At 58.9% G+C, this 21600-nt stretch carries 18 protein-coding genes and 7 pseudogenes; 13 read left to right on the top strand and 12 right to left on the bottom strand.

Annotated elements, in window-relative coordinates:
- Positions 1-1335: 1335 nt before the first annotated feature.
- From ABIB91_RS21560 to ABIB91_RS41735, 7 genes and pseudogenes are all read right to left on the bottom strand, one after another.
- Entirely contained in the window at positions 1336-1599 is a 264-nt protein-coding gene (locus ABIB91_RS21560; RefSeq protein WP_354165574.1) for a hypothetical protein, read from the bottom strand.
- A 53-nt stretch (positions 1600-1652) separates the two neighbouring features.
- Positions 1653-1775, bottom strand: a pseudogene (locus tag ABIB91_RS21555) (IS6 family transposase); the annotation flags it as partial.
- Between the two features lie 262 nt (positions 1776-2037).
- Positions 2038-2619 carry a hypothetical protein gene (locus tag ABIB91_RS21550; protein ID WP_354129257.1) on the bottom strand — a complete coding sequence of 194 codons (582 nt, stop codon included), beginning with the start codon at positions 2617-2619 and terminating at the stop codon, positions 2038-2040.
- 457 nt (positions 2620-3076) lie between these two features.
- The gene (locus ABIB91_RS21545; protein WP_354165583.1) at positions 3077-3289 is read right to left on the bottom strand and encodes a hypothetical protein; all 213 of its coding nucleotides are present in this window, start codon (positions 3287-3289) and stop codon (positions 3077-3079) included.
- Positions 3290-3451: 162 nt separating this feature from the next.
- On the bottom strand, positions 3452-3601 hold the full coding sequence (gene nifT, locus ABIB91_RS21540; protein ID WP_354129294.1) for a putative nitrogen fixation protein NifT: 150 nt from the start codon (positions 3599-3601) through the stop codon (positions 3452-3454).
- 411 nt (positions 3602-4012) lie between these two features.
- Entirely contained in the window at positions 4013-4579 is a 567-nt protein-coding gene (locus tag ABIB91_RS21535; RefSeq protein WP_354165590.1) for a host specificity protein, read from the bottom strand.
- Positions 4509-4877 (bottom strand): hypothetical protein, encoded by a 369-nt coding sequence (locus ABIB91_RS41735; protein WP_502917005.1) that lies wholly within the window; start codon positions 4875-4877, stop codon positions 4509-4511. The genes ABIB91_RS21535 and ABIB91_RS41735 overlap by 71 nt, the downstream gene beginning before the upstream one ends.
- 684 nt (positions 4878-5561) lie before the next feature.
- Between ABIB91_RS41735 and ABIB91_RS21530 the strand changes: the two are divergent.
- Positions 5562-6205, top strand: a pseudogene (locus ABIB91_RS21530) (transposase); the annotation flags it as partial.
- A gap of 803 nt (positions 6206-7008) precedes the next feature.
- On the opposite strand, the gene ABIB91_RS21525 reads toward ABIB91_RS21530, so the two are convergent.
- On the bottom strand, positions 7009-7140 hold the full coding sequence (locus ABIB91_RS21525) for a hypothetical protein (protein ID WP_354165599.1): 132 nt from the start codon (positions 7138-7140) through the stop codon (positions 7009-7011).
- A 414-nt stretch (positions 7141-7554) separates the two neighbouring features.
- Here ABIB91_RS21525 and ABIB91_RS21520 point away from each other — a divergent pair, with 414 nt between their 5' ends.
- Positions 7555-7830, top strand: coding sequence for a hypothetical protein (locus tag ABIB91_RS21520; protein ID WP_354165606.1), 276 nt, complete (start codon positions 7555-7557; stop codon positions 7828-7830).
- Positions 7831-7984: 154 nt separating this feature from the next.
- On the opposite strand, the gene ABIB91_RS21515 is transcribed toward ABIB91_RS21520, so the two are convergent.
- Complete coding sequence (locus ABIB91_RS21515; protein ID WP_354165613.1) at positions 7985-8143, bottom strand: transposase domain-containing protein; 159 nt, start codon at positions 8141-8143, stop codon at positions 7985-7987.
- A gap of 402 nt (positions 8144-8545) precedes the next feature.
- Between ABIB91_RS21515 and ABIB91_RS21510 the strand changes: the two genes are divergently transcribed.
- The 6 genes and pseudogenes from ABIB91_RS21510 to ABIB91_RS21485 all read left to right on the top strand — a co-directional run bounded on the left by ABIB91_RS21510 (position 8546) and on the right by ABIB91_RS21485 (position 13343).
- Complete coding sequence (locus ABIB91_RS21510; RefSeq protein WP_354165636.1) at positions 8546-9784, top strand: cytochrome P450; 1239 nt, start codon at positions 8546-8548, stop codon at positions 9782-9784.
- 221 nt (positions 9785-10005) lie between these two features.
- Positions 10006-10282, top strand: a pseudogene (locus tag ABIB91_RS21505) (type 2 isopentenyl-diphosphate Delta-isomerase); the annotation flags it as partial.
- A gap of 117 nt (positions 10283-10399) precedes the next feature.
- Positions 10400-10618: a hypothetical protein gene (locus tag ABIB91_RS21500; protein WP_354129295.1), complete on the top strand. Its 219-nt coding sequence runs from the start codon at positions 10400-10402 to the stop codon at positions 10616-10618.
- A 1325-nt stretch (positions 10619-11943) separates the two neighbouring features.
- Positions 11944-12174, top strand: a complete 231-nt coding sequence (locus ABIB91_RS21495) for a hypothetical protein (RefSeq protein WP_354129268.1) — start codon at positions 11944-11946, stop codon at positions 12172-12174.
- A gap of 28 nt (positions 12175-12202) precedes the next feature.
- Positions 12203-12598 (top strand): type 2 periplasmic-binding domain-containing protein, encoded by a 396-nt coding sequence (locus tag ABIB91_RS21490; protein WP_279686275.1) that lies wholly within the window; start codon positions 12203-12205, stop codon positions 12596-12598.
- Complete coding sequence (locus ABIB91_RS21485; RefSeq protein ID WP_354165653.1) at positions 12591-13343, top strand: 4Fe4S-binding leucine-rich repeat protein; 753 nt, start codon at positions 12591-12593, stop codon at positions 13341-13343. Before ABIB91_RS21490 ends, ABIB91_RS21485 begins: the two co-directional genes overlap by 8 nt.
- Before the next feature lie 53 nt (positions 13344-13396).
- Here ABIB91_RS21485 and tnpB read toward each other — a convergent pair whose 3' ends face one another.
- Positions 13397-13582, bottom strand: coding sequence for an IS66 family insertion sequence element accessory protein TnpB (tnpB, locus tag ABIB91_RS21480; RefSeq protein ID WP_354165656.1), 186 nt, complete (start codon positions 13580-13582; stop codon positions 13397-13399).
- A gap of 943 nt (positions 13583-14525) precedes the next feature.
- Here tnpB and ABIB91_RS21475 point away from each other — a divergent pair.
- Entirely contained in the window at positions 14526-15875 is a 1350-nt protein-coding gene (locus tag ABIB91_RS21475; protein ID WP_354165659.1) for an IS701 family transposase, read from the top strand.
- A gap of 49 nt (positions 15876-15924) precedes the next feature.
- On the opposite strand, the pseudogene ABIB91_RS21470 reads toward ABIB91_RS21475, so the two are convergent.
- Positions 15925-16677, bottom strand: a pseudogene (locus ABIB91_RS21470) (IS5 family transposase).
- 12 nt (positions 16678-16689) lie between these two features.
- Here ABIB91_RS21470 and ABIB91_RS21465 point away from each other — a divergent pair.
- Complete coding sequence (locus ABIB91_RS21465) at positions 16690-16908, top strand: hypothetical protein (RefSeq protein WP_354165662.1); 219 nt, start codon at positions 16690-16692, stop codon at positions 16906-16908.
- A gap of 266 nt (positions 16909-17174) precedes the next feature.
- Here the strand turns inward: ABIB91_RS21465 and hemN are convergent, their stop codons facing one another.
- Entirely contained in the window at positions 17175-18530 is a 1356-nt protein-coding gene (gene hemN, locus ABIB91_RS21460) for an oxygen-independent coproporphyrinogen III oxidase (RefSeq protein WP_354165665.1), read from the bottom strand.
- Between the two features lie 270 nt (positions 18531-18800).
- On the opposite strand from hemN, the pseudogene ABIB91_RS21455 reads away from it, so the two are divergent.
- The 3 pseudogenes from ABIB91_RS21455 to ABIB91_RS21445 form a co-directional block, all read left to right on the top strand.
- A pseudogene (locus ABIB91_RS21455) lies at positions 18801-19496 on the top strand (P-type ATPase actuator domain-containing protein); the annotation flags it as partial.
- Between the two features lie 91 nt (positions 19497-19587).
- Positions 19588-19982: pseudogene (locus tag ABIB91_RS21450) on the top strand (hotdog domain-containing protein).
- A gap of 268 nt (positions 19983-20250) precedes the next feature.
- Positions 20251-21001, top strand: a pseudogene (locus ABIB91_RS21445) (IS5 family transposase).
- Positions 21002-21600: the final 599 nt, after the last annotated feature.

Raw genomic sequence — 21600 nt, 5'->3', positions numbered from 1 at the left:
CGATCTGATGCACCGCCAAGTGACCCCAATGCAAGTTGCCTGAAGGTAGATTGGGCCTCTGAAGGCCAATGAGCCAATAGATACTGGTGCGAACGACCGATCTGGCTCGGACGGGAGGAAGCCTCCCTCCCGACCCGATGAGATAAACTAGCGAGTTCCAGCAGTCGCTTTATTCAGTCATGTCTGACGTCCCCGATGCAGCAGTCAGGCTGTTGTCCAGAAATGTGGCCGTGGAAACAATAGGAAGTGAATCAGTAATCGATTCGGCCGCATGTTGGCTTTGTCATCCATCTGGTTTGAGCGGTTGCGGCGCGTGCAATTCATCTCTCGGCGCAAACGGCATGGTATCGAAGTTGCGCTAGGCGCGGCAGGGGCGGACGGAGACAGTCCGCCTTGCTCTCGGTCCGCCCGGAGTTTCCGGTTGCAACTGGGCAGCGGCGAATCGTACGCCCTGTTGCACAAGAGATCTTTCCGACAGGCCCTCGGCAGGAGGGATGCTCGCAAAGCGTCACGCAGTCGAGCGGCGCGATGTTATAGCCTTCAGACATTCGCTATTATTGCCTAACTGTCAGCAAGGGTTGAGGCGACCGATGCCGCGACTGGTCGCAAAGCCTACACTCTGACGTTAGGTGCGATTCAAGTGGCTTTGACAGTGATTGATCGAATACCAACTCCCTTGCGGGGGCACCGAACTGCGACGAGCCAACCCGGGCGAGTCCATCGACTGGCACACGGTGGTCGACCTAGTCAGCTCGTGCTCCAAAACTACGCCCCGCGCACGAGCAATCAGGCAACATCTTTCTTTGCGTTTTGGGCAAGCCATTGCGTGCTCGACAGTGCGATAGATCGATTCGGCTCAGACGTCGCAGTTAACAGCCACACTATAGCCCGTTGGGTATCCACGTCTTGCTGCCGCCAACTGGTCCTTGAGTTGGCCTGCGACGGACTGACGAACGCTTTGCGCATGATTTTCCTGGATGCTCCTTCCAACAGCGATTGCACTGTCGGCCTTCAGGGTAAAATCAACAAATCCATTTTTTTATGGACCGCATCCAACTGCCGAATAGATTATGGAGCGGCGCATCGCGCATGCTGAGGGTCACGAACGAAGCGATCCATAAACATGAGCCGACTATTTCAAAGACATTTGCGAACCTCGCACATCAGAAACAACAAATGTAGGTCGGGCTGACCGGTGCTCTGATGTGTTCAAAGCATGCGAAATAGAACTCGAGCGATCGCGATAGAGCTGATCGGGGGCAAGAGGCGACATATTCAGCTTTGTCATCAAGCTCTGATGCGCGGGTTGATAATAGCAGCTTGAACTGTGGCGTCTCATGCATGGCTTCGCCGGGGAGGTCGGTTTCCGGTAATTTCGGCAACGTCGGCGCGATATCCCCGCTCGTCCTTCTCGATCAACACGGCTTTAAACAACTCGAACTCCTTTTCACGATTTTCTTCTGGGTCTGCCCTTCGGCCCGTCCGGACGCGGCAGGCCGGCGATAAAGCCGACGATGAAAGTATCGAGCGGAAGCCGTTCTTGACGAGGCGGGCCCACATCACTGCTCCCTTCCAGCCGATCCAGAAGAACTCCGCCAACCCATCGCAGTCCGCGCCCGCGCCGATCTCGCCGGCATCGCGTGCGAGTTCTTCATCTGCCGCTCTCTTCGGCGATCGGGCTGGTGGGAATTCTCTGCTCGATTGCTTAATTCTCTATGCTGCCGATGCTTGATGCTTAGCGCCATCTCCCTGCGAGTAGCGCCATATGGCAGGAGCGCGATCGCGAGCGCTACCGCTGCATCGCTATTGGCCGGTACTGCATTCAGGAAATCCGCCGGACCGCCACCCGCTTACGTAGCCACTCAACTGCCACAGCGTTCATGCTCGCCAATTGCCAGCGGGTTCGATAAAATGCGCGCCCACTGGCGATGCGGACAACCCCTGGCGAACGGTGAATTGTCTACGTGGTAGAAGCCGGCTGGGCCGGAGGAACTCCAGCCCAGCCAACTCGACTCAACCACCGCATAGAGTTCAGGTCTAGCGCGTAAGCTTAACGAAGCCTCCTTGTTCTAGCTCGGCGTTATAAAGCTTGTTGTCGAGCGAAATGATTGTTGGGTGGTCTGCGGTAGGCATGAGCCCATGTTCCCGCAGCTTTTCAATAAGCGCCAACGGGGCCCATTGCTCCGGGGGGGGCACACCATCATGCCGGGTCTCAACGAAAAACGCTCCGAAATCTGGCGCGCCCGTCGACCCGAGTCGCGGCATTTGAGCTTCCGGTGGGTTATGAATGAGGCGTACGCCGCTCTCAGACGCATCCCATGCGGCCATATAGAGATGACCCCGGATCTCGTAGCTCATCGTCGGCTGCTCCGAGTCGGGCAGGAGACCGTGGTGGGTCAGTTTCTCGATCATTCGGAGCGGAGCGGCTTGGGAGCCGTGCGAAAATATTTCGGGAACGGCCCATGAGACATCATATACCGTGTTGTCTGGCTCGGCAGATGAGGATGGCCCGGCTTCATTGATCACTCGACTAAATAGGTCATGATCTTCTTGGGTCCACTCGTAGGCACTTGGGGACCATCCTGGAGACCCAGCACCGTCGATCCGGTTGAAATCCATACAGCTCTCCTATTGGTTTCAGAACGTGGGCTCAAATCCGCCAGAGCTTTCCCTTGGCTTGTCACCAGTTGCCCCATCGGCGGCAACCGCCGTCAAGAGACCACGTTCTCATCTTAGGGAGCCTAGCTGTCAGTAAGCTGACCAGTTTCGGGACACAGCTGTACCCGCGCCCGCGTTCCCAATTCAAATGCGATGCCTCGAACGCCACCCTCGTTGAGGGGCTCTTTACCTTTATCGCTCCCTTGTGACTCGACACCGCGCCTGTCGCGGTCGGGCTGCCTTGAAGAAAGATGTCGTTTTGGCGGGCCATCCTGTTTCTGCATACTGACGCGGGGGAATTCCAAGGCTCCTCGGCGGATTTCCTGTCTATCTTCTGGACTCCGGGAATGAGATCAATAGAGCGGCTCGATTGGGTTCGGCGATGTTGACACGACGGGTGGTGGAATTGCCCTAATCATCATTCCTGACGGTCGCATTTAACAGAAACAGCTCCGCGAGATAATGATAAAGTGCTGTCAGCTCGACCGGTGGGGCAAAAGCCTGCGCCATCAGTGCCGTCGAGGCGTTTGTTGGTCTCGATGTACTGCGCCGACGCGCAGACATTGCCCTTGGTCCGGCGGGGCAGCGCAACGTTGCTGGCGAAGAAGGTAGCCAATGCCTCCGGCGTCATCGGCACATCGCTTTGGACAACTCGGTGAGGCAAGGACGAGATAGGGAATAAGGCTGCGGGCACGCTACCTAAGGCCGAGGCCAATGAGGATCGTCTCCGCGTCGTTCGCATTGAGCGGGGTCGTCTTCATCGGTCATCTCCGGCCTCACCACGTTCCTGGCATTACGTGATCGACAACGGCGTGTCACCCGCCATCTCAAGCAGATCGAGCACCCAGCCATTGGCAATTCTTATCCACCCGCGCCACAGCGTGTCGTGCCCCGATCCGACCGCCGACTCTTCGAGATCCTTCTTCGGCACGTAAGTCGACAGGCCAGCTTCGGGCTAGCGGCAATCTTCACTTTCATAAGATCAACTCTGGTCGGAAGGACATTTCCCGCAGGACTGCGAGCGACCAGCGCGCAAGCGCGCCACGATGCCGAACAGCGCGCGCAAGAGCTGATCGATCTCCAATCCTGGTTTCACACGCATTCGAAAAGCGGACCGTGCTCCACAGGCTCGTCGCCGGCACATTCATCGCGCAGCACATGCGATGCTTCCATTGAGCCGGAGCTGCAACCTGACTCGAGCCTATGCCAATTCCGAATCTATATCGCTCGCGTGTGACATCAGGAGCACGCCCGCGTGTGGCGGGCGCTCCCATTGCAGTGCTACTTTCGCCCCGGTGCATGCGGCTAAGAAGTTGGCCACTTTCGGGCCAAGCCGCACCCGGTGCGACTCCCGCTAGTCGGTCCCCGGGCCTAATTTTAGCCGGTCGAAGTACCAACCAAACTCATCCGGAGACGAATCCGTTTCGATGTATTCTTCGCCCGAATTTTCCTCGAAGCTTCCTTCGTTTTCGTCATCGCTACTCTCAGCTTTGGAGAGATATAGCCGAGGCTTGTCCGCCCGCTGCCATTTTCCCTGCTCGTTCAGCGTCCACTTGTCGGGGTGCTGCGTGGGGTCAAGCACATATTGATTGTCACCCACGTGAACAAAACCCATCTGCTGTAGACGGGCCTTCGCCTCATCCGAGGCAGGACGCGACATGACCAACGTCCGTTTGCCATCAAGCCGAAGTTGATGTTCCAGCAGAATATCGCCTGCGTTCTCGACGAGCGGATGAGTAACCCGGAGACCGACAACGGACGAAATGTGTTTTCGCCCAGGAAAGTGCTGGTTCCACGCCTCTCCTCCCATGCGACGTCGCCCTTCGGTTTTTAGAAGCCCGACACTCTTGTCACCCAACTGATAGCTGAAATATCGCGCCTGGTCCGAATCCTCTACGTTGGATGCGAGTCTGGCGACCATCGCTGTGCGCCCAGCTTTTTTCGGACACGCAATCCGAGTACTCTTGCGGACTATCGACTGCGTGCTTGAGGTCGCGACCATAGAAATTCCCGAGTTCTCGCCTGAATGCCCCCCTGTCAATCTCATCGATGGGAGGTTCGGAAACGAGGGAGTACGGCCTTGTCGCCCCCGAGGACGAACCAGCCGCCGCGTCTGCAAGCGGTTGCGTAAAACTGCCGGCATCTGCTGATAACTCCGATTCATCGACCTCGCTCGCGCTTGGAAATTGGCTGGATGAACCAGTGATTCTGCTATACATGCGGTAGCTCTCCTATCGTAAAAGTTGGACCGTACTGGCCTACGCGAGACCTGCGGACGGTGATAGGCGCGAGAGCTGACAAAAGGCTGACGCACAGGGGGCCCTCACCCTCGCCCCACGGTGCTCACGCTTTGCAAGGCGAGGTGCAACTCATTTCCCCGCGGCTGGCCTTTCCAAGCTTACGCTGTGTGCCCCGAAAGGGCGTGTGTCACCAGTGGAGGAAGAATCCACGCGGATAATTGTAGATAGGTCTGGTAGCTGACGAGCAGGGTGGCTGGGTAACTGGTTGCACTGAAGCCTCGTGACAAAGGTCGCCTTGGGCAGCTGAGCAAGCCAGCGGGCCATAACATGAGTGAAGCCTGAGCAGGCCTCGAAAGTGAAGATGCGGATGCCGACCCGCCAGCGTAGCGGGGAAGGCAGCACGGGTGGGCACCCACCTGATCCGCCGGGGTAATGGGCATGGCACGCTGGCAGGGTGATGCAAACAACGGGGTCAACCCGTTTAGGCGAGGATAGCCGCTCAACGTCGCGAAAGGCGGTGGCCTCGGGAGTCGGACGGGGTCATAGTAGCGAGGAAGCCGGGAAAGAGCTATCGCCGAAAGTTGGTGACGGCGGGAATCGGGAAGGCGGCATATCGTGGGGGTGCTTAACGCCTCCACTTCTCCACCAAAGGAGCGATATGCCGTGCCACAGGATAACGTTATCAAGCTGATTCAGCCAGGATTCTTCGACGATCAACTCACCGAAATCCTACGCAATGGAGCGCGTGCGCTGCTTGCCAAGGTGGTCGAGGCCGAGGTCGCGGACTTCCTCGACAGGCATGCAGATCTGGAGACTGGGGACGGCGAGCAGCGGGTGGTCCGCCACGGCACCTGCCGCAGCCCGAAGTGATGACCCGTATCGGTCCGGTCGCCGTCCGCCAGCCGCGTGTGCGTGATCGCGAAGCCGCCGCCACCAATCCGGGCCGAATCCGGTTCTCTCCGTCGATCCTGCCGCCATACATGCGCCGCTCGAAATCGATTGAGAAGCTGCTGCCGATCCTGTACCTGAAGGGTATCTCGACCGGCGACTTCTCGGAAGCGCTGGCTGCGCTGCTCGGCAAGGATGCTGCCGGGTTGTCGGCCTCCGCCATCGGTCGCCTGAAGGACGGTTGGCTCGATGAACACACCGCGTGGCAGAAGCGCGATCTGTCGGCGAAGCGCTACGTCTACATCTGGGCCGACGGCATCCATCTCGAACCCGCCTCGAGGACGAAAAGTAGTGCATCCTGGTGCTGATCGGCGCGACGGCCGGTAGGCCGCAAGGAACTGGTCGGCTTCACCGATGGATGAGTCAAGGCTAGTCCTCAAGGGTTTGGCCCTGTCGCCCTCCCGAATCCGCCAGGTTTGCTGAACAGCCTGTCACGACTCCGTCCCACTGCGCCGCGCTCGTTTTCCCGGTCCTCTCGCTCGGAAGATGCGGGAGGGAGCCATCGCCGCGCTGAATGTGTCCCCTCAAAGAGATCCATACTCCTTATGGGACCGACCAGATCACTCAGTCTGCGATGAGACGTTATCGTGTTTAAGACGCTTAGTTTTTCGATAAGCTGACGGGAGCTATCGCCGGAAATTGGGGACGGCGGGAATCGCAACGGCGGCACATCGTGGTGGTGAGGGGCGCATTGCGCCACCTGAAATGTTCCTGAATGCTAGGCCGTTGCCTCACGAAATTATCTCCCCGGTGGGATGGGACTGCGGGGCGATAACGAGGCAACTGGGTATGTGACTCGAAGAGACAGCCGCTGTGGGGCTGCGCTAAAGTGAGGCGAGCCCCGCGGAGAACGCGCGCATTCTTGACGAGTTTGTGGTTGTGACGGGCTTCCATCGAAAGCATGCAATGCGCTTACTCCGAGGCGAAACGGGGCATCGGTTCGTCGCCCCGGTCGCCGGATTTGTCACGGGCCGTGGAAAACTGCCCCCTCAGCGTCACGAGGAATTGCTCCTCCTCGGATAGCCGAGGAGAGAGTGAATGAACGAGGAATGAATCACGGAAGGCTCGTCGTGGATTGATCCTGAAGCGGATTGCGCGGCAGCTGGGCTGCCGCGCCATCACACGGTGAAGGACGACGTGGTGGCCGGCGGGGTAAAGGCGTTCAAGTGCCCGAGCGAAGCGGCTCGATGGTCTCGAAGGTTGGCTGCGCGAGCTTGACGCCACCGTGTTTGAACGGTGGTGCTAGCGCGTCGGCGCAGCCAACAACGTCTCCGGTCAAGGTGTCGAGCATCATTCTGCCCGGTTTCATCGACCCCCCAGCCGCGATGGCTGCCCGGCAGGAATTCAACCGGTATAATGGCAGGATTCCGCGGAATACGACCGCTTGCTGAACAAACCGCAGTATGCGGCCATGCCAATCATGGCCTGCGAAGCGGAGATCAAGGCTTGCCGGTGGAGCGACGTCCTCGATCAGGCGAGGGCGATCCTCGAGCAGGCATCTAGGATGTAACCGGTGTGAGGTCCAACGTTTGCGGTGATCAGCGGGCGCGCGTAGCGGATCGGCATCTAGTGCTGGCGGATGGCCTCGACGGGCGGCGGAATATCGGCGTAGGCGCGCCGCGTCTCGCGGCCGCTTTGTGGTGCTCCGAGCAGCGGCTGTCCCTGATCGTCGGCACAGTGCAGCAGAATAGGCAGAAGCAGGCCGTGATTGACAGTTGCTGGCGTCCAGCAATGGCGCCAACGCCGACAGTTTGAGCCGCATCGCGGCATAGAAATCCTGACAACAAGGACGCGGATCGACGTTGCCATTGGCTTTGCGGCGGTGCATCGGCTCGAACTGGCGATGCGTGGTCGAAAGGATTTGGCTGATCTGGTTATGGCGCAGCGCAACGGCGGAGATCGCGGCGAACTCCGGGGTGCCACCGTGGTTGAAAGCATCGGCATCAATGGAGCAGCGGCCAGATCCAATCGAGCGGGCTCATGACATCGGTCCGGCCACGATCGCGGCGACGTGACCGTCGAGCATGGGAAGACTTGTGGCGGCAGGATGCTGATCGACGCGAGCCCGGAGCCATCGTTCGAGCAACGCAATCGACATCGCGACGGCGGTCATCGACGATGCTTTATGGCGAGTGGGCTTACGCAGCGGCCTGCGCAGCGCGCTGGCGGGCCGCCTTGCAGTTCCAGGCGAGCAGCCCGTGCAGCCGATGGTTCTTGGTTCCCGCGGAGGCGATGGGCTCCAGCACGTCAGTCAGGTAGACCTGCGGGTCGAGCTCATAGAGCTTTGCTGTGTTCACGATCGACTCCAGGGCCGCCCAGCTCTCGACGCCACCTTCGCTGCAAAGGGCGTGCGTGCCCGAGAGAATGAGGATGAGCGGCTGCGTGCCATAGCTGCGAAGCTGCGAGTGCTTGCGTCCTGGTATTGACTACCACAAAAACACGCGTTCGTACACCTCCCAAGCCTGGTAGGAGAGCTTCGCTCGCTTTGCCATTATTCTTCATCGACAGGAGCCGAACCAAGGTCGACCCAACTTCGAGCAACATGATTTCAGAGCTCTCGAACCCGAGCCATGGACTTGCGACATACATTGTTAGTGCGCCGCCCAAGCTCGTTGTGTTTCGAGCGAGCTTCCCAGCGAACTCTAAGAACGCACTCAGCTGAGCAAGCAAAATTGCAGGCCAATGTCCGCGAGACAACCATGATACCATTTTCGGCAGAGAACGCTTGCGAGAGTGCTGATATCCCGCTGAGGCGCCTTGATGTAAGCGAGCCCAAGCGCTTTAAGGATGATACCGTTTGGCCTTGTTTCGAGCGGCTGCGAAGGGAAGATCCCGTCCATTATTGCGAAGACAGCCCATACGGACCATATTGGTCGATAACAAAATACCGCGACATCATAGCCGTGGACTCAAATCACACAACATTCTCATCAGAGCGAAGCGTCACAATTGTCGACCCGCCGGAGAAGTATTGGACCCCCAGTTTCATCAAAATGAGTCCTCCTCTCCATGCTCAGCAGCGTAAGACTATCAGTCCGATAGCGGCATCGGAGAACCTGGCGAATCTTGAAGGCTTGATCCGCTCGCGGGTTCAGAAGATCTTGGACGCTTTGCCGCGCAATGATACCTTCAACTGGGTCGACAGGGTCTCGATCGAGTTGACGACCCAAATGCTGGCCACGCTGTTCGATTTTCCATTTCAGGATCGACGGTTGCTGACCTACTGGTCGGACGTAGCTGCCTTGACGCCACAAATGGGCGACCAGATCGACAGCTGGGAAAAGCGAAAGGTGGTGCTGTCGGAGTGCCTGGACTATTTCACACGACTCTGGAGCGAACGGGTCAATTGCGAGCCGCGCGCTGACCTGATCTCGATGATGGCGCATTCGCCGGCGACGCGAAACATGGAGCCGCGCGAGTTCCTGGGGAACCTCATTCTGCTGATTGTTGGAGGCAACGATACTACGCGCAACTCAATCAGTGGTGGCGTCTTGTTCATGAGCCAAAATCCGTCCGAACTGCGAAAACTCCGAGATGATGCTTCGCTACTGCCCGGTGCGGTATCCGAGATTATACGATACCAAACGCCTATCGCGCACATGCGCCGGACGGCTGTGGACGATTTGGCGATAGGCCACAAGCAAATCAGGCGAGGCGATAAAGTTGTGATGTGGTATATCTCTGGCAACCGAGACGACGAAGTCATTGCGAACCCCAACAGCTTCATCATTGATCGAGAAAATGTACGACAACATCTCTCATTTGGATTTGGGATTCACCGTTGCGTGGGTAGGCATCTCGCAGAGCTGCAGCTGAAAATCCTGTGGGAGGAGATGCTGAACCGATCTCTGGAGGTAAAGGTGGTCGGCGAACCGGAGCGAGTTGAATCTAATTTTGTGCACGGTTATTCCGCACTGCCGGTGCAGATTCCAGGTTAGTCTCGGTTGCCAGCGACATTCAACACTGGTCGTGCGGAACCGGCGGTTAGGATCACGGCCTGGTGGAGACCAGTTGTCTGGGTAAGTTGCCCGGCGTTGCGTTACTGGCTTGTGGTTTTTTCGAAGAGTGCGGACAGGGCCAAGCGTCATTATCCGGTCCAAGACCCTGGCCGGCCGTTCCGATACGTCACGCCGCCGCTTGTCGCATCGTTGTTACTGGAGAGCGGGTAAGTCGAGCGCTGCCAACGGTGAAGCTGATCGCGGCGGGCGGGATCTGCGACGGCGTCGACCTCGCCAAGGCCATCCGCCTGGCCGCGGACATTGCCGGGCAAGGCGGCCGGCGTGCTGCGCGGCGACGGTGTTCACCGCGCGGTTGTCGCGCATTTCGAGATCGTCATCGGCCACTTGGCCGTCGCCTGCTTCTGCACCGGCTCGGCTGATCTGGCGGCCTTGCGTCAGGCGCGGTTGTTGCCCTTGGCGCATCTGCCCGCCGGTTGATGCCGACGTCGCCCGCACGTGGCGGCAGGCGCCTAGCAGGCTGCTGAAATATCTACGCTAAAGATAGACTGCTAATCCACCTTGGCGAAACGGTTCGATGCGCGGGAGCGACTGTTCATGGAGCAGCTGTTCACGATGAAGCGGTTGGAGGATTTCGTTCCAGCCCATCATCCACTGCACCCGATGTTCGGCTGTCAAGATCCGGGGCCGATCTTCGAAGATGTCTTCGGCAAAGCGCTCGCACCGGCCTTGCAGATCCAAATGCCGCGAACGCACATCTCAACAAGGACAGATCATCATTCGCCTTGGCGCTTCAATCTTGACCAATCTAGCTAGTCGCTGTTTGCCAGTAACTGGACAGTCATTGAGTTGAGCAAGGGGTCGGGGTTGATATAGTGCAGCAATGTACAAGTCGTCCGCGTAACAGGTTCGCGCCATTCGACGGTACGTCCAATTTCAGGGAGGAAAACCTGTGCTTCGGTGAGCAGTGCCGCGGAGCGTGATAGTAACGCAGCCGGTTGCATGGCGGTGTCTTTCGAAATGAGTCTGTTGCAGGGTGGACGGGAAGTTATTGCCTAGGTCAAGAGGATGAACATAGCGCTTGCGCATGGGCAAGTTCGTCCTACCAAAACAGTGCGAAGACCTCGTCTGGCGTGTGACTCAATTCTCCTCAGTGATGAGGAGATCGCAGACCTGACACATCGCCGCTGTTGCGCAACGCGCCCGGAGCGGCTCTCCCAGACCACTGTGGAACGTCAGCCAACGATCGGAGCTGCTGCCGAGAACAGATTCTGGTTGATGTTGCATGCCGAATACCTGCAAATGACGTTTCAACTATCTCGACTTGACGGCCGCTGTTCAACGCATCCAGCACGATCGGGCCGGTGGCGCGGACAAGGCCTAACAATCAAAAGACCTTCAGCTCAAAGCAGACAGCTCAACGGCCAAACCTGCAGAGGATCAAATTTTGGACGCCGGTCCCCGGCTCACGCCCAGATCGGCGCCATGGCCGATTCCCGTGTTTGTGAGCTCGTTCCGGTGATATTCGCCGACAGAAATATCGCGGCGGCGTAGACAGTATAGCTGTTGCCCCCCTGGTTCCACGTCAGTTTCATCTCTCGGAGAGAAATTCCCGTACAAGGTCGCGCCTCTTCCAGAAATACGCGTGCCACGAGCGCCGGGCCATAGCGATTAGGGGTCCTGCGATGCTGGCTGAAATTCCTGCCGTAGATACTGGCGAGGGCCGCGACAACTCGCCGCCCAATACCGGCGTCACAAACGTTTAGGTCCGTGCGATCAAAATCAGATCAGTACGGCACAACATGCCGAGAGCGGTAGAAGGGCTTGCGGCCGCAGCTCGTGCTTAGAACGGATAATTCATTCCTGCGCGCAATGTCTTCAGACGATCTGTGTCGATGCATCTGTTCAACGCAAGTCCGGTTTCTTATTTGATGCTGATCGAGATCAAGAAGTCCATGCGACAACAACTGTAAGGTTGATGAGTTGCAAGCTGGCGTCTGGTCGGTCCTGACGGTTGCTGTGTGGCGACAAGGAACACTCGATTGTAAGGCAGTCTTCGATGCGATCTAGGAGCTCTTTTTTGGGGGCCACAACAATTTCGCTCCTCCCAAGCAGTGCAGTCCATTCGGCAGGAGACAGTCTTGTCTTTCCTGGCTGGTGGGACGCGGGTTCTCTTCGTCGCATTCTTCAACCCTTTTCAGGGCGCGCGCGGTCAATCCGGCTGCGCAGGCCAGGCCGTCCTCGATGCCGCCAGGGTATCTGCTGGAATCATCGTTCTCTCCGCCCTTGTTGTTGTCCTCGATGCCATCGTCGACCGCGCCGAAAACCGGCTCGTGGTCTGGCGGCCCTCGCCTGCCCACGAACCCTGGTAACGCTCTCCCAACAGCCACGGAGGTTCGCATGCACGTTTTGGCACGAATGATGCTGGTCATGGCGCTAACCGCTTGCTGGGTCATTTCGGCGCAAGCCGCCGAGCCCGAGACGGCCAAATTGAGGATCGCCGTGGGGTCACAGATCCTCAACTGTATGCCTCTCGAGCTTGGCGTAAAGCTTGGGTCGTCTCGGGGCGATGGCCTTGACGTTACCGTCGAGAGCTTCCAAGCCGTTGGCTCAAAGACTCTGCAGGCGCTGGTCGGCAGCTCGATGGACGGGACGATCGGCTTCTACGATCACGCCATTCAGATGCAGGCGCAGGGCCGGCGCTCGGAAAACCTCTGGAGCTCGCTACCTCCGACAAAATTTGGACCCAAGTCGTTGCTGCGCGTGCCTGACCTATGTGGGCAGGACAATGGTTGATGACATCGACAAGGCTCTTGACTGGGAGGGCAACCGGCTTGACTGCGCATCATGCGAGCATCTTGCACTGAGCGGAATCGGCGGATGCCGGCTCAAGCACGCCTGCGTCAACGACCGTTGTCCCCGCGGTATCGAGAGGTTCTTCGAGTGCAATCCGGATCTCGCCGACGGCCATCTCAGCCATCCGCATTTTGAGGTAAGGGCAATCGCGGCGAAGTTTGCGAGTGTCTTTCTGCTGCAGTCGCTGATCGATGATCCCAATGAAAAGGTGCAATGGAATGCGATGCTTCGCCTGCCTAGACGCTGCGTGTTGCAACTACGGAAGCATCCGAATCCCGAGCTGAGGAAGCGGGTGGCGAGCCTGCTCGAGGGTGAAGAATTGCTGCCCATGGCCTCAGACGAATATTACTATGTTCGCCTTGTCGTCGCGAGCCGGATCGAGCCTATGCTGCTCCTCCGAATGGTGGACGACGAGGAAGCCGAGGTCCGCCGTGTTGTGGCGCAGCGCATTCCCAACGAATGGTTGCTCCGCATGATCGACGATCGTGAGGCGTCGGTAAGACTGGAGATAGCCCGACGACTACCTATGCAGCTTGTGTCGCTGCTGCTGCATGATCCTGACTGGCGCATCCGCCTCGAGGTCGCAAGCCGTGCGCCAGCGCCTCAGATCTATAGCCTCGTCAATGACCCGTATAGTCTCGTGCGCGAAGTCGCGAGCTCGCGGATTGCAGGAGACCGCCGCTGAGCTCGATACCGCGCCGGCTGACGCCGACGGCCGATTAACCTGCCGCGATATGCCTATTGCCTCGTGCCGAGGATCTTGCGCGGATCGCCGCGGCGTTTTCGGAAGATGTAGAGATCGCCAACGTGCGGATCGCGGTTCAGAATCTCCTGAACTGTAAGAGCCAGGCTTCGTCTGGCGGGACGCATGTCGGTGTGGCCAGCGGCGATCCAAGCCGTGACGCCGCTCGGAATCCGGATCATCGTCGCCGCAGCAGCTCAAGAACTCACTGCAGCGCCTCAACGTCCCCGTCACGGTCAAGTCGAACGCGACAGCCGCCGCCGAAGCTCGATCTCCATGACTCCAGCCCTTGCACGCTGCGCAGGTGGGGAACAGGACGATTGTGGCGCGTCGCTTGAGATCGGACGTGATCTCGACGGGAACGAGAGCTGGCATGGAATCGCCGCCCAGCCGACCCTGGCGCGCTTGTCGACTTCAAGTGAACAGCAGGCTGTGAGCCAGCCCGTGCCGGCGCGCGCGACGCCGCAGACCTTGCGACTTCGACAAGGTGAACCTTCTCATCGTAACTCGCTCGCCATCGTCGTCAACGCTCGGCGCCCAACCCAATGACCTGTTAAATATCGCCCTCCATGCGCAACCGCTCGTGCAAACGAGCAATCTCCGCCGCGCGGTCCGTCAAGGGCAGCGTCGCCTGCGTCGTGGGGCGCCGCGCCGCCGCGGTCCGGCCCACGTCGTTCTCACCCAGCGCTATAACACGGAGTCGCGCAGGCCAAGTTCCCTCCACGATGCGATCGAGTGGCCGCCCGATGCGACCAGATGGATGGCTTGCCGGTTGTAGTCGTCCGGAAACGAGCGGAGTTGACGTGCTTCCATCTGACATCTCGTGGCTCCGAGCCCACTACAGCTGTGCAACAATTCGAGGAGGTTCACTAGGTCAAGGCTCTAAGAGCGTGACTGTATCAAGGACAGGCTCAGCGCAGGTTCTGTTTCGCAGCCTGGCAGCCGGTTGCCCGTCCTCAGGGTAAAGAATCGCGTGTACCCTTTGGGCGCAGGAAACAGCAGCTTCGGGGCCCCTGAATTCGTCGGTTCTCTTCTATCTTCCTGTATCTCCGCAACTAGCCTAGCACTACTTTGGCAGAATGTTGATTTTGTCGCGTTTTATAGGATTCCCGAATCGATTTTTCAATGATTCATGGGTGGTCGGCTCTTGGAGGGCTGACCATGGTTGGATGGGAAGACGAACTTGAACGCTGGCTGATGCCGTTCTTGGACGGGCTGGGTCATAAGACCCGGCAGCGGATGTGTCCTCTGTATGTTGCTGGTTTGATCGGTCCTGGCGATCGCAAGAGCGTTCAGCCGATGGCGGAACGCCTTGCCACGAGCAACTACGACCAGTTGCACCATTTCATTGCGGACGGTGTCTGGGACGCGATGCCGCTGGAGACAGAACTGCTCAACCAGGCGGATCGACTTGTCGGCGGCAGGGATGCGGTGCTGGTTATTGATGACACCTCACTGCCGAAGAAGGGTGAGCGCTCGGTCGGTGTTGCAGCTCAATACGCGTCGGCTCTCGGTAAAACGGCCAATTGCCAAATGCCGGTGTCTTTAACGCTTGCGCGCGGCGAAGTGCCAGTGATGGTCGCGTTACGTCTCTTTCTGCCTGACAGTTGGACAAGCGACGTGTCTCGTTTGAAGCGCGCTCGCGTGCCAGTCGAACACCGAACGCCACGGTCCAAGCCGGAGATTGCTTTGGCCGAGATTGACCGCGCGATGGCAGCCAACGTGCGCTTTGGATGTGTGCTGGCGGATGCAGGATGCGGACTTAGCGCACCGTTTCGACAGGGGCTAACAGAGCGCGGGCTGGTCTGGGCTGTTGGCATCCCGCGGCACCTGAAAGTGTATCCGGTCGATGTGAAGCTCATTTGGCCGATTACCAAAGTCCGCGGAAAACCACGAAAGCACCACGTGCCAGATACCTTATCGACTGCGGCAGAACAAATGCTGGCCAGCGCCAAATGGAAAACCGTGAGTTGGCGTAGCGGGACGAAAGGTCGGCTCAAAGCCCGATTTGCTGCTCTCCGTGTCCGGACTGCCGACGGCCCTCCGCAGCGGATATGGGATAAAGGTCAGCAGCATCTCCCAGGAGACGAAGCCTGGCTCATTGGCGAGCAACGTGCCTCTGGGGAGAAGAAATACTATCTCGCCAATCTTCCGGCGGCGACGGATCTGCGCACGCTGGCCGCAACGATCAAGGCACGGTGGATTTGTGAGCAGGCGCATCAGCAGTTGAAGGAGGAGCTTGGACTTGATCACTTCGAAGGGCGATCATGGCAAGGTCTTCATCGCCACGCCCTGATGACAATGATTGCCTACGCCTTCCTGCAACATCATCGCCTCGCATACGCGGGGCGGAAAAAAAAGAATCAACGGGCCTCCGCCTCAACCAACCATGCCCGCCGTACGTCACGCCATCGTCGATCTCATCCTTCGGCCGCCGTCTCAGCAGTGCCCATATTGCCGAAAGCAAATCCTTGAAAAACAGTGGCGCAAACACATTCTGCCAAAGTAGTGCTAGGGTCCAGACTCAATTGAGCCAATATGCGACGAGAGCAGCGAGATGAACAGCGGCCAAAAAATTACGGGCGAGCTTGTCATATCGCGTGGCGATGCGCCGGAAGTCCTTGAGCCTGCAAAAGCAGCGTTCGATGACATTTCGGCCTTTGTAGGCGCGTTTGTTGAAGCGATGGATGACGACACGGTTGGATTTATTGGGGATTACGGGCTTGGCGACGCGCCGAATGATTTCGCCGCGAAGCTTGTCGCCGTCATACCCTTTGTCGGCGAGGAGCGCGCTCATGGGTAGCGCGAGTGCCACGAGATCGGGAGCCGCAGCGATATCGGCATCCTGGCCTGGAGTCAGATGCAGGACGACCGGCCGGCAGAGCGGATCGCTCAGCGCACGGATTGTTGTCGTACGGCCTCCGCGCGAGCGGCCGATTGCTTGATTGTGCTCCCCCTTTTCCGCCGGAGGCACACCGGTGAGTATTAATCTTGGTCTAGTCGAGCGACAGCACGAAGCCGTCTTCGCCAGGCTTGGCCAGCGCTTCGAAGATTGCGCACCATCGTCCTCGCTTGGCCCAGCGATTGAAGCGATTGTAGTCGTCGTGTCAGGGCCGTATTCAAGTGGACAATCACGCCATCGTGCACCCGATTGCAGCTTGTGAATGATGCCGCTGACGATGCATCGGTCAAGTTGCATTGCGATGGATGACCTGACGGAGCTGCTGCCCCTGGTGGCGGCTGGTATCGACACCCAGTCTTTTGCCTGCCGGTTCATGGAGCGCCCGAGGTGAACTCAGAACTGGATGAAAGTTGGGACAAGTCAGCGATAGCGTATGGACAGCTGCTCCTGGTTGAGTTGGTTCTCCAAGCGGGCATCGAACGGACGATCCTTGATCTGTATCTCTCGATCGGTTTCGAAATCGCCGGCTGGGACCATGTTGTTTGCTATGCGGTATCCGCAAGTGCGAAAGGGGACACGACGCCCGACTCGAAGGCGAGATGGTAGCTTTTGCGGGTATCGAGCCGCAAATTCGCCTCCTCGATCTTGTCTTCTTGAAGGAAGCCTACGCCGCGTACGCGGCCCCAATAGAGGTCGTGAGACGGAAGGACATATCCGCCAGGCTCCGTGATCGTTCCGAGACGCGCAAGAAACTGGACCGGTTAGTCGCGACCGACGGTAGCCGATCGACTTCGCAGCTTGCTCAACAACCGTCGCAACAGCGGCAATCTAACCTAATCTGATCACGCTTTAGTGTGGGCGCTCCAGGAGCCTCATACTGTGCGGTTATGAGTCGCCACTGGCCGCGCCAGATGAGCATCGAATGCGGACGCTACGGTCCTGACGAGAAACTCGGCGCCTTTCCTGACGAACAGTCGCTCGCCGCCGTCCATCGTCACTGCGCCGTCTGCAATGAGGCGATCGAGCCGCGAGCGATCGACAACGGCCGACTTCGGATCACGGCCATGCGATCGAGCGATCTTCGACAGGTCGAGGGCCATGTCACACATCAGTCGCTCGATCAGATCGGCTCGGAAGCGATCGTCACCCGTGAAGGCATACCCCTTGAGGGTGGCGGGCCGGTCCTCGGCGATGCGCGCCAGGTAATCACGGGTTACCACGACATTCTGTGCAAATCCTTGCGGCATCCTGCCGATGGCGCTTGCCCCTAGCCCGATGATCGTTTCGGGGGTGTCGTCGGTGTAACCCTGGAAGTTCCGACGCAGCCGCCCTTCGCGCTTCGCCGTGGCAAGATTGTCGCGGGGGAGGGCGAAGTGGTCGAAACCAATGCGCACGTAGCCCGCGTCGACCAGGGCTTCTGCAATCAATTCCGACTGAAGATGGCGCTCGACTGTTTGGGGGAGGGCGTGTTCGTCGATCTTGCGCTGATGCTTCTTGAAGGAGGGCATATGCACGTAACCGAACACCCACAAGCGATCCGGCCGGAGTTCGATGCATTTGGCGACCGTGTCTAGGCACGATTGCATGGTCTGAAGCGGCAGACCGCAGATAAGATTGAAGTTGAGCCGGCCCACGCCGGCTCGCCGCAGGCGCTCAACGCACGTGGCGGTCTGCTCGAATGTCTGCACGCGGTTGATTGCGCGCTGCACAACAGGATCGAAGCTCTGTACCCCCAGGCTCGCGCGATTGACTCCGCTGTAGCCCAAACCCGCCGCGATCGGCTCGGTCAGGGTACGCGGATCGATCTCCACGGCGATTTCGGCATCGGGCAACACGAAATACGAGAAGCGGAGCGCGCCGATGAGATCGGCGAAGGTTTCGGGCGTCATGATCGTCGGCGTGCCGCCGCCGAAATTTATGTGCGAGATAGGAAGGCGGTGGCCGATAGTTTCCGCGATTAGGTGCGCCTCCGCTCGCAGACCGGATGTATAGACTGCGATGGGGTTGTCTTTCTTGGTGACCGAGGTGTGGCAACCGCAGTACCAGCACATAGACCGGCAGAACGGAACGTGCACATAGATCGAGGCCGGCTGGCGGGGCGGCAGGGATCCGAGCCACATCCGGTAATCAGGTTCGCCGATCGCTGGCGAAAAGTGCGGCGCGGTCGGATAGCTTGTGTAGCGGGGAAGCCTCTCGTGACCGTACGATTGCGCCAGATCCGATCTCATCTGTTTCTCCTTCAACTGCCGGATGGTCTAACGACTTCGCTGAGGAGGCACGTTGCGCTGGCGCAATCCGTTGCTCGTTTTGGGCCTCAACTCCGCCCGCAGCAGTTGGCGCCCCGTTTTGGCAGCTCTGATCCTCTTGGCCGGAAACGGGGCCCGTGGCTTTGATTGGGACAAAAAGGCCGGCCGAAAGACGTTCGACGGCCAAGTCGCGGAGGAGAAACGTCGGCCGGGTGAAAGCGATCAGACGCCGAGATTGTGCAGGCGCTGGCGCTTGCGATCCTGGTTATCCTGGCGCTCGGCATGTCCGTGGTGGACACCATTCATCATGCCGCACGCTTCTTTCGAGGCGGGATCATGCTGCTTACCTTGCTGCTGGTCGGCCGCGTCTTGGAGCAGAACATGCGGCGGCGGAGGCGCGCGGTCGCGGCAATCTCGCCGTGCTGAAAGCGGAGACAGTAGCCAAATTCGTCGGGCCCGTTGAGATCTCGCAGGTGCCGGCGGCGATCCAGCGACATCGTGCTCTTGCGGCCGCCCGGCGAGCGCTGCTCCGTCGACGGCACCGTGATCGACGGGCGCTCTGAGACCGACCAGAGCCTGATCACCGGCGCGGCTCTACGCGCCAGTGGTGCATGCGACCGTGCTCCTCGTGCAGGCAGTGGCCTCGGCACGATATTCGTGTCCAGAGTGCTGCTCAATTCGGGCGACGTGATCGAGCGCCTCACTGAAGTCGATCATCTCATCTTGAACAAGATCGGCACGCTCACGCCGCCGGATCTCGACGTGACGAATGCAGCCGATATTCCCGCTGGCGTATTTGCGCTCGCCGGACGCCTGGCGCTATCGAGCCATCATCCGGTGGCCGCCGCAATAGTGCCGGCCGCCGGCCTCAAACCGCCGATTATCGGTATGGATGAGGAAGCCGGGCAGGGCGTGCGCGTCATGGTCGACGGCGCTGATCTCGGCCTCTGTGCGAGACAATGGGTGCCGAAAGGGCAGTAAGGGAACCGCACAGTGACAGCCCTCTCTTGATGGCGAAATTCGCGACGGCCGCCATCATATGCAGGTTCGGGTCTATTTCGATGATCCGACTCCGGGCAGATTGTTTATCACGCAAATGTCTTGCGCTTCATGGAACGCGGCAGAACGAACTACTTGCGCCTGCTCGGAACGAATCAGCGAGCGCTACTTAAAGAAACCAAGAATGATGCGCCCGGCTTTGCCTTCGTTGTGAGCTCCATGACAATCGATTTTGTACCACCGGCGGTCTTGGACCTTCTTGACTCGTCACAGTTCCGCAAGAGGTGAGGGGCGCGTCGATTGCCTTGCTGCAGGAATGCAGGCGCGGCGACGATCTCCTTCGTCGCGGCGCGGGTACGCGTGGCGTTCGACTCAGCCGGAAAGGCGCCGCGCATTCCGAAGTCGCTGCAGCTCGCTATGGAAAGGCTTCGATGAATCTGCTGCCTCGTTTACGCGTTTCCTTCCAGCGCCCCAATGTAATCAGGTCATTGGCTTCTGTTGCGACATCGTCAAACCAGTGCTCCCTGCGGCACGCTACAAACGTACAACCCCCCGGCCCGGAGCCCTCGTAAGGCAGCCATCGCTATCAGATAAGCGTCAGGGCCCTTGGCCCAGGGAATGCAAATTTCGGAACAGCTACGTTCACTAGGGTCTGTTTGGATTCAGGATTCTCATTCTGGCTTGGTTATGATTCAAGCTTGGGATGGACCGATTCGTTTTGACTGACGCCCAATGGGCGAAGATGGAGCCGCTTTGTCTTGGCAAGCCGGGTGATCCCGGCCGGAGCGGCAATAACAACCGGCTGTTTGTCGAAGCCGTGCTGTGGATTGCCCGCACGGGCAGTCCGTGGCGCGATCTGCCGCGCGCCTTCGGCAACTGGATAACCGTGTACACGCGCTTTCGCGACTGGGCGAAGGCGGGCGTCTGGAAGCGCATGTTTGATGCGGTCTCAGACGAGCCGGACATGGGTACGCCATGGTCGATGCCACCATCGTCAAGGTCCACCGCCACGGACAGGGCGCAAAAGGGGGACGCAAAACCAGGCCATCGGCCGCTCAAAAGGCGGAATGACCACCAAAATCCTGGCACTGACCGACGCGCTCGGCAATCTCGTGCGCTTCGTGCTGCTGCCAGGACAGCGCTTTGACACGGTCGGCGTCCCGCCACTGATCGAAGGGCTGACCTTCGATGCGCTGATTGCAGACAAGGCCTTCGACAGCAACGCCATCATCGCCGACCTCGACGCACGCGGCGCCAAGATCGTCATCTCTCAGCACCCGCGGCGCGCAAAACCTCTCGCCATCGACGCCGAAATCTACAAATGGCGACATCTGATCGAAAACTTCTTCTGCAAGCTCAAGGAATTCAAGCGGATCGCCATGCGAGCCGACAAAACTGACATCAGCTTCGAAGCAATGATCAATCTCACCGCCGCCGTGATAAATTCAAGATGAATCCAAACAGACCCTAGGAAGGTTCCCGAGTAGTTCTAGTCCAAGATAGTGCAGCAATCCTTTTGGGGTGCGGATCATCCAGTCCGACGAGCCCGCCAGCTTTAAAGCTTGCTGACCACCGCGCGCAAACGGTGTGGTCGAGCCGATCCACGCGATGCCGCTGGTTCTAACGGCTGCCGAGGAACGCGACGTGTGGATGCGCCGTGGAATGAAGCCAAAGCTTGCTCGCCCAAATGGCAGCACACGGCCCCAATCCCGTTTCGTCAAGCCAGAACGTCGGGAAAAGACTTTCCGAAGAAGGGCAACTTGTTTCCAAAAACAGGAACGGACTGCGGACGAGAGCCGAAGCGGAGTGGTCGAGCTGATCCATCCCGAGACGATCAAGTGATCCTTTGCGTATGCGAGGAATGGGGGCGACTGGATGCGCGGACTTGCGGCGATGCGAAGGTGCTGGCGTCCGCTCGCGGAGCGACAAGGAAGACGGTCCAGCCGATCATAGGGGTCAGTGAGCAACTGCAAAACGATTGCCACTTCTCGCCGAGAGCACGAGCGGCAATCTAAACTCATTTCGCACAGCCTGATTTCAGCACCTTAGGAGA

It is taken from the genome of Bradyrhizobium sp. JR4.3 (assembly GCF_040547695.1).
Taxonomy (GTDB): domain Bacteria; phylum Pseudomonadota; class Alphaproteobacteria; order Rhizobiales; family Xanthobacteraceae; genus Bradyrhizobium; species Bradyrhizobium canariense.
Note: the sequence above shows the minus strand (reverse complement) of the source record. Positions and strands in the feature narration are given on the sequence as shown.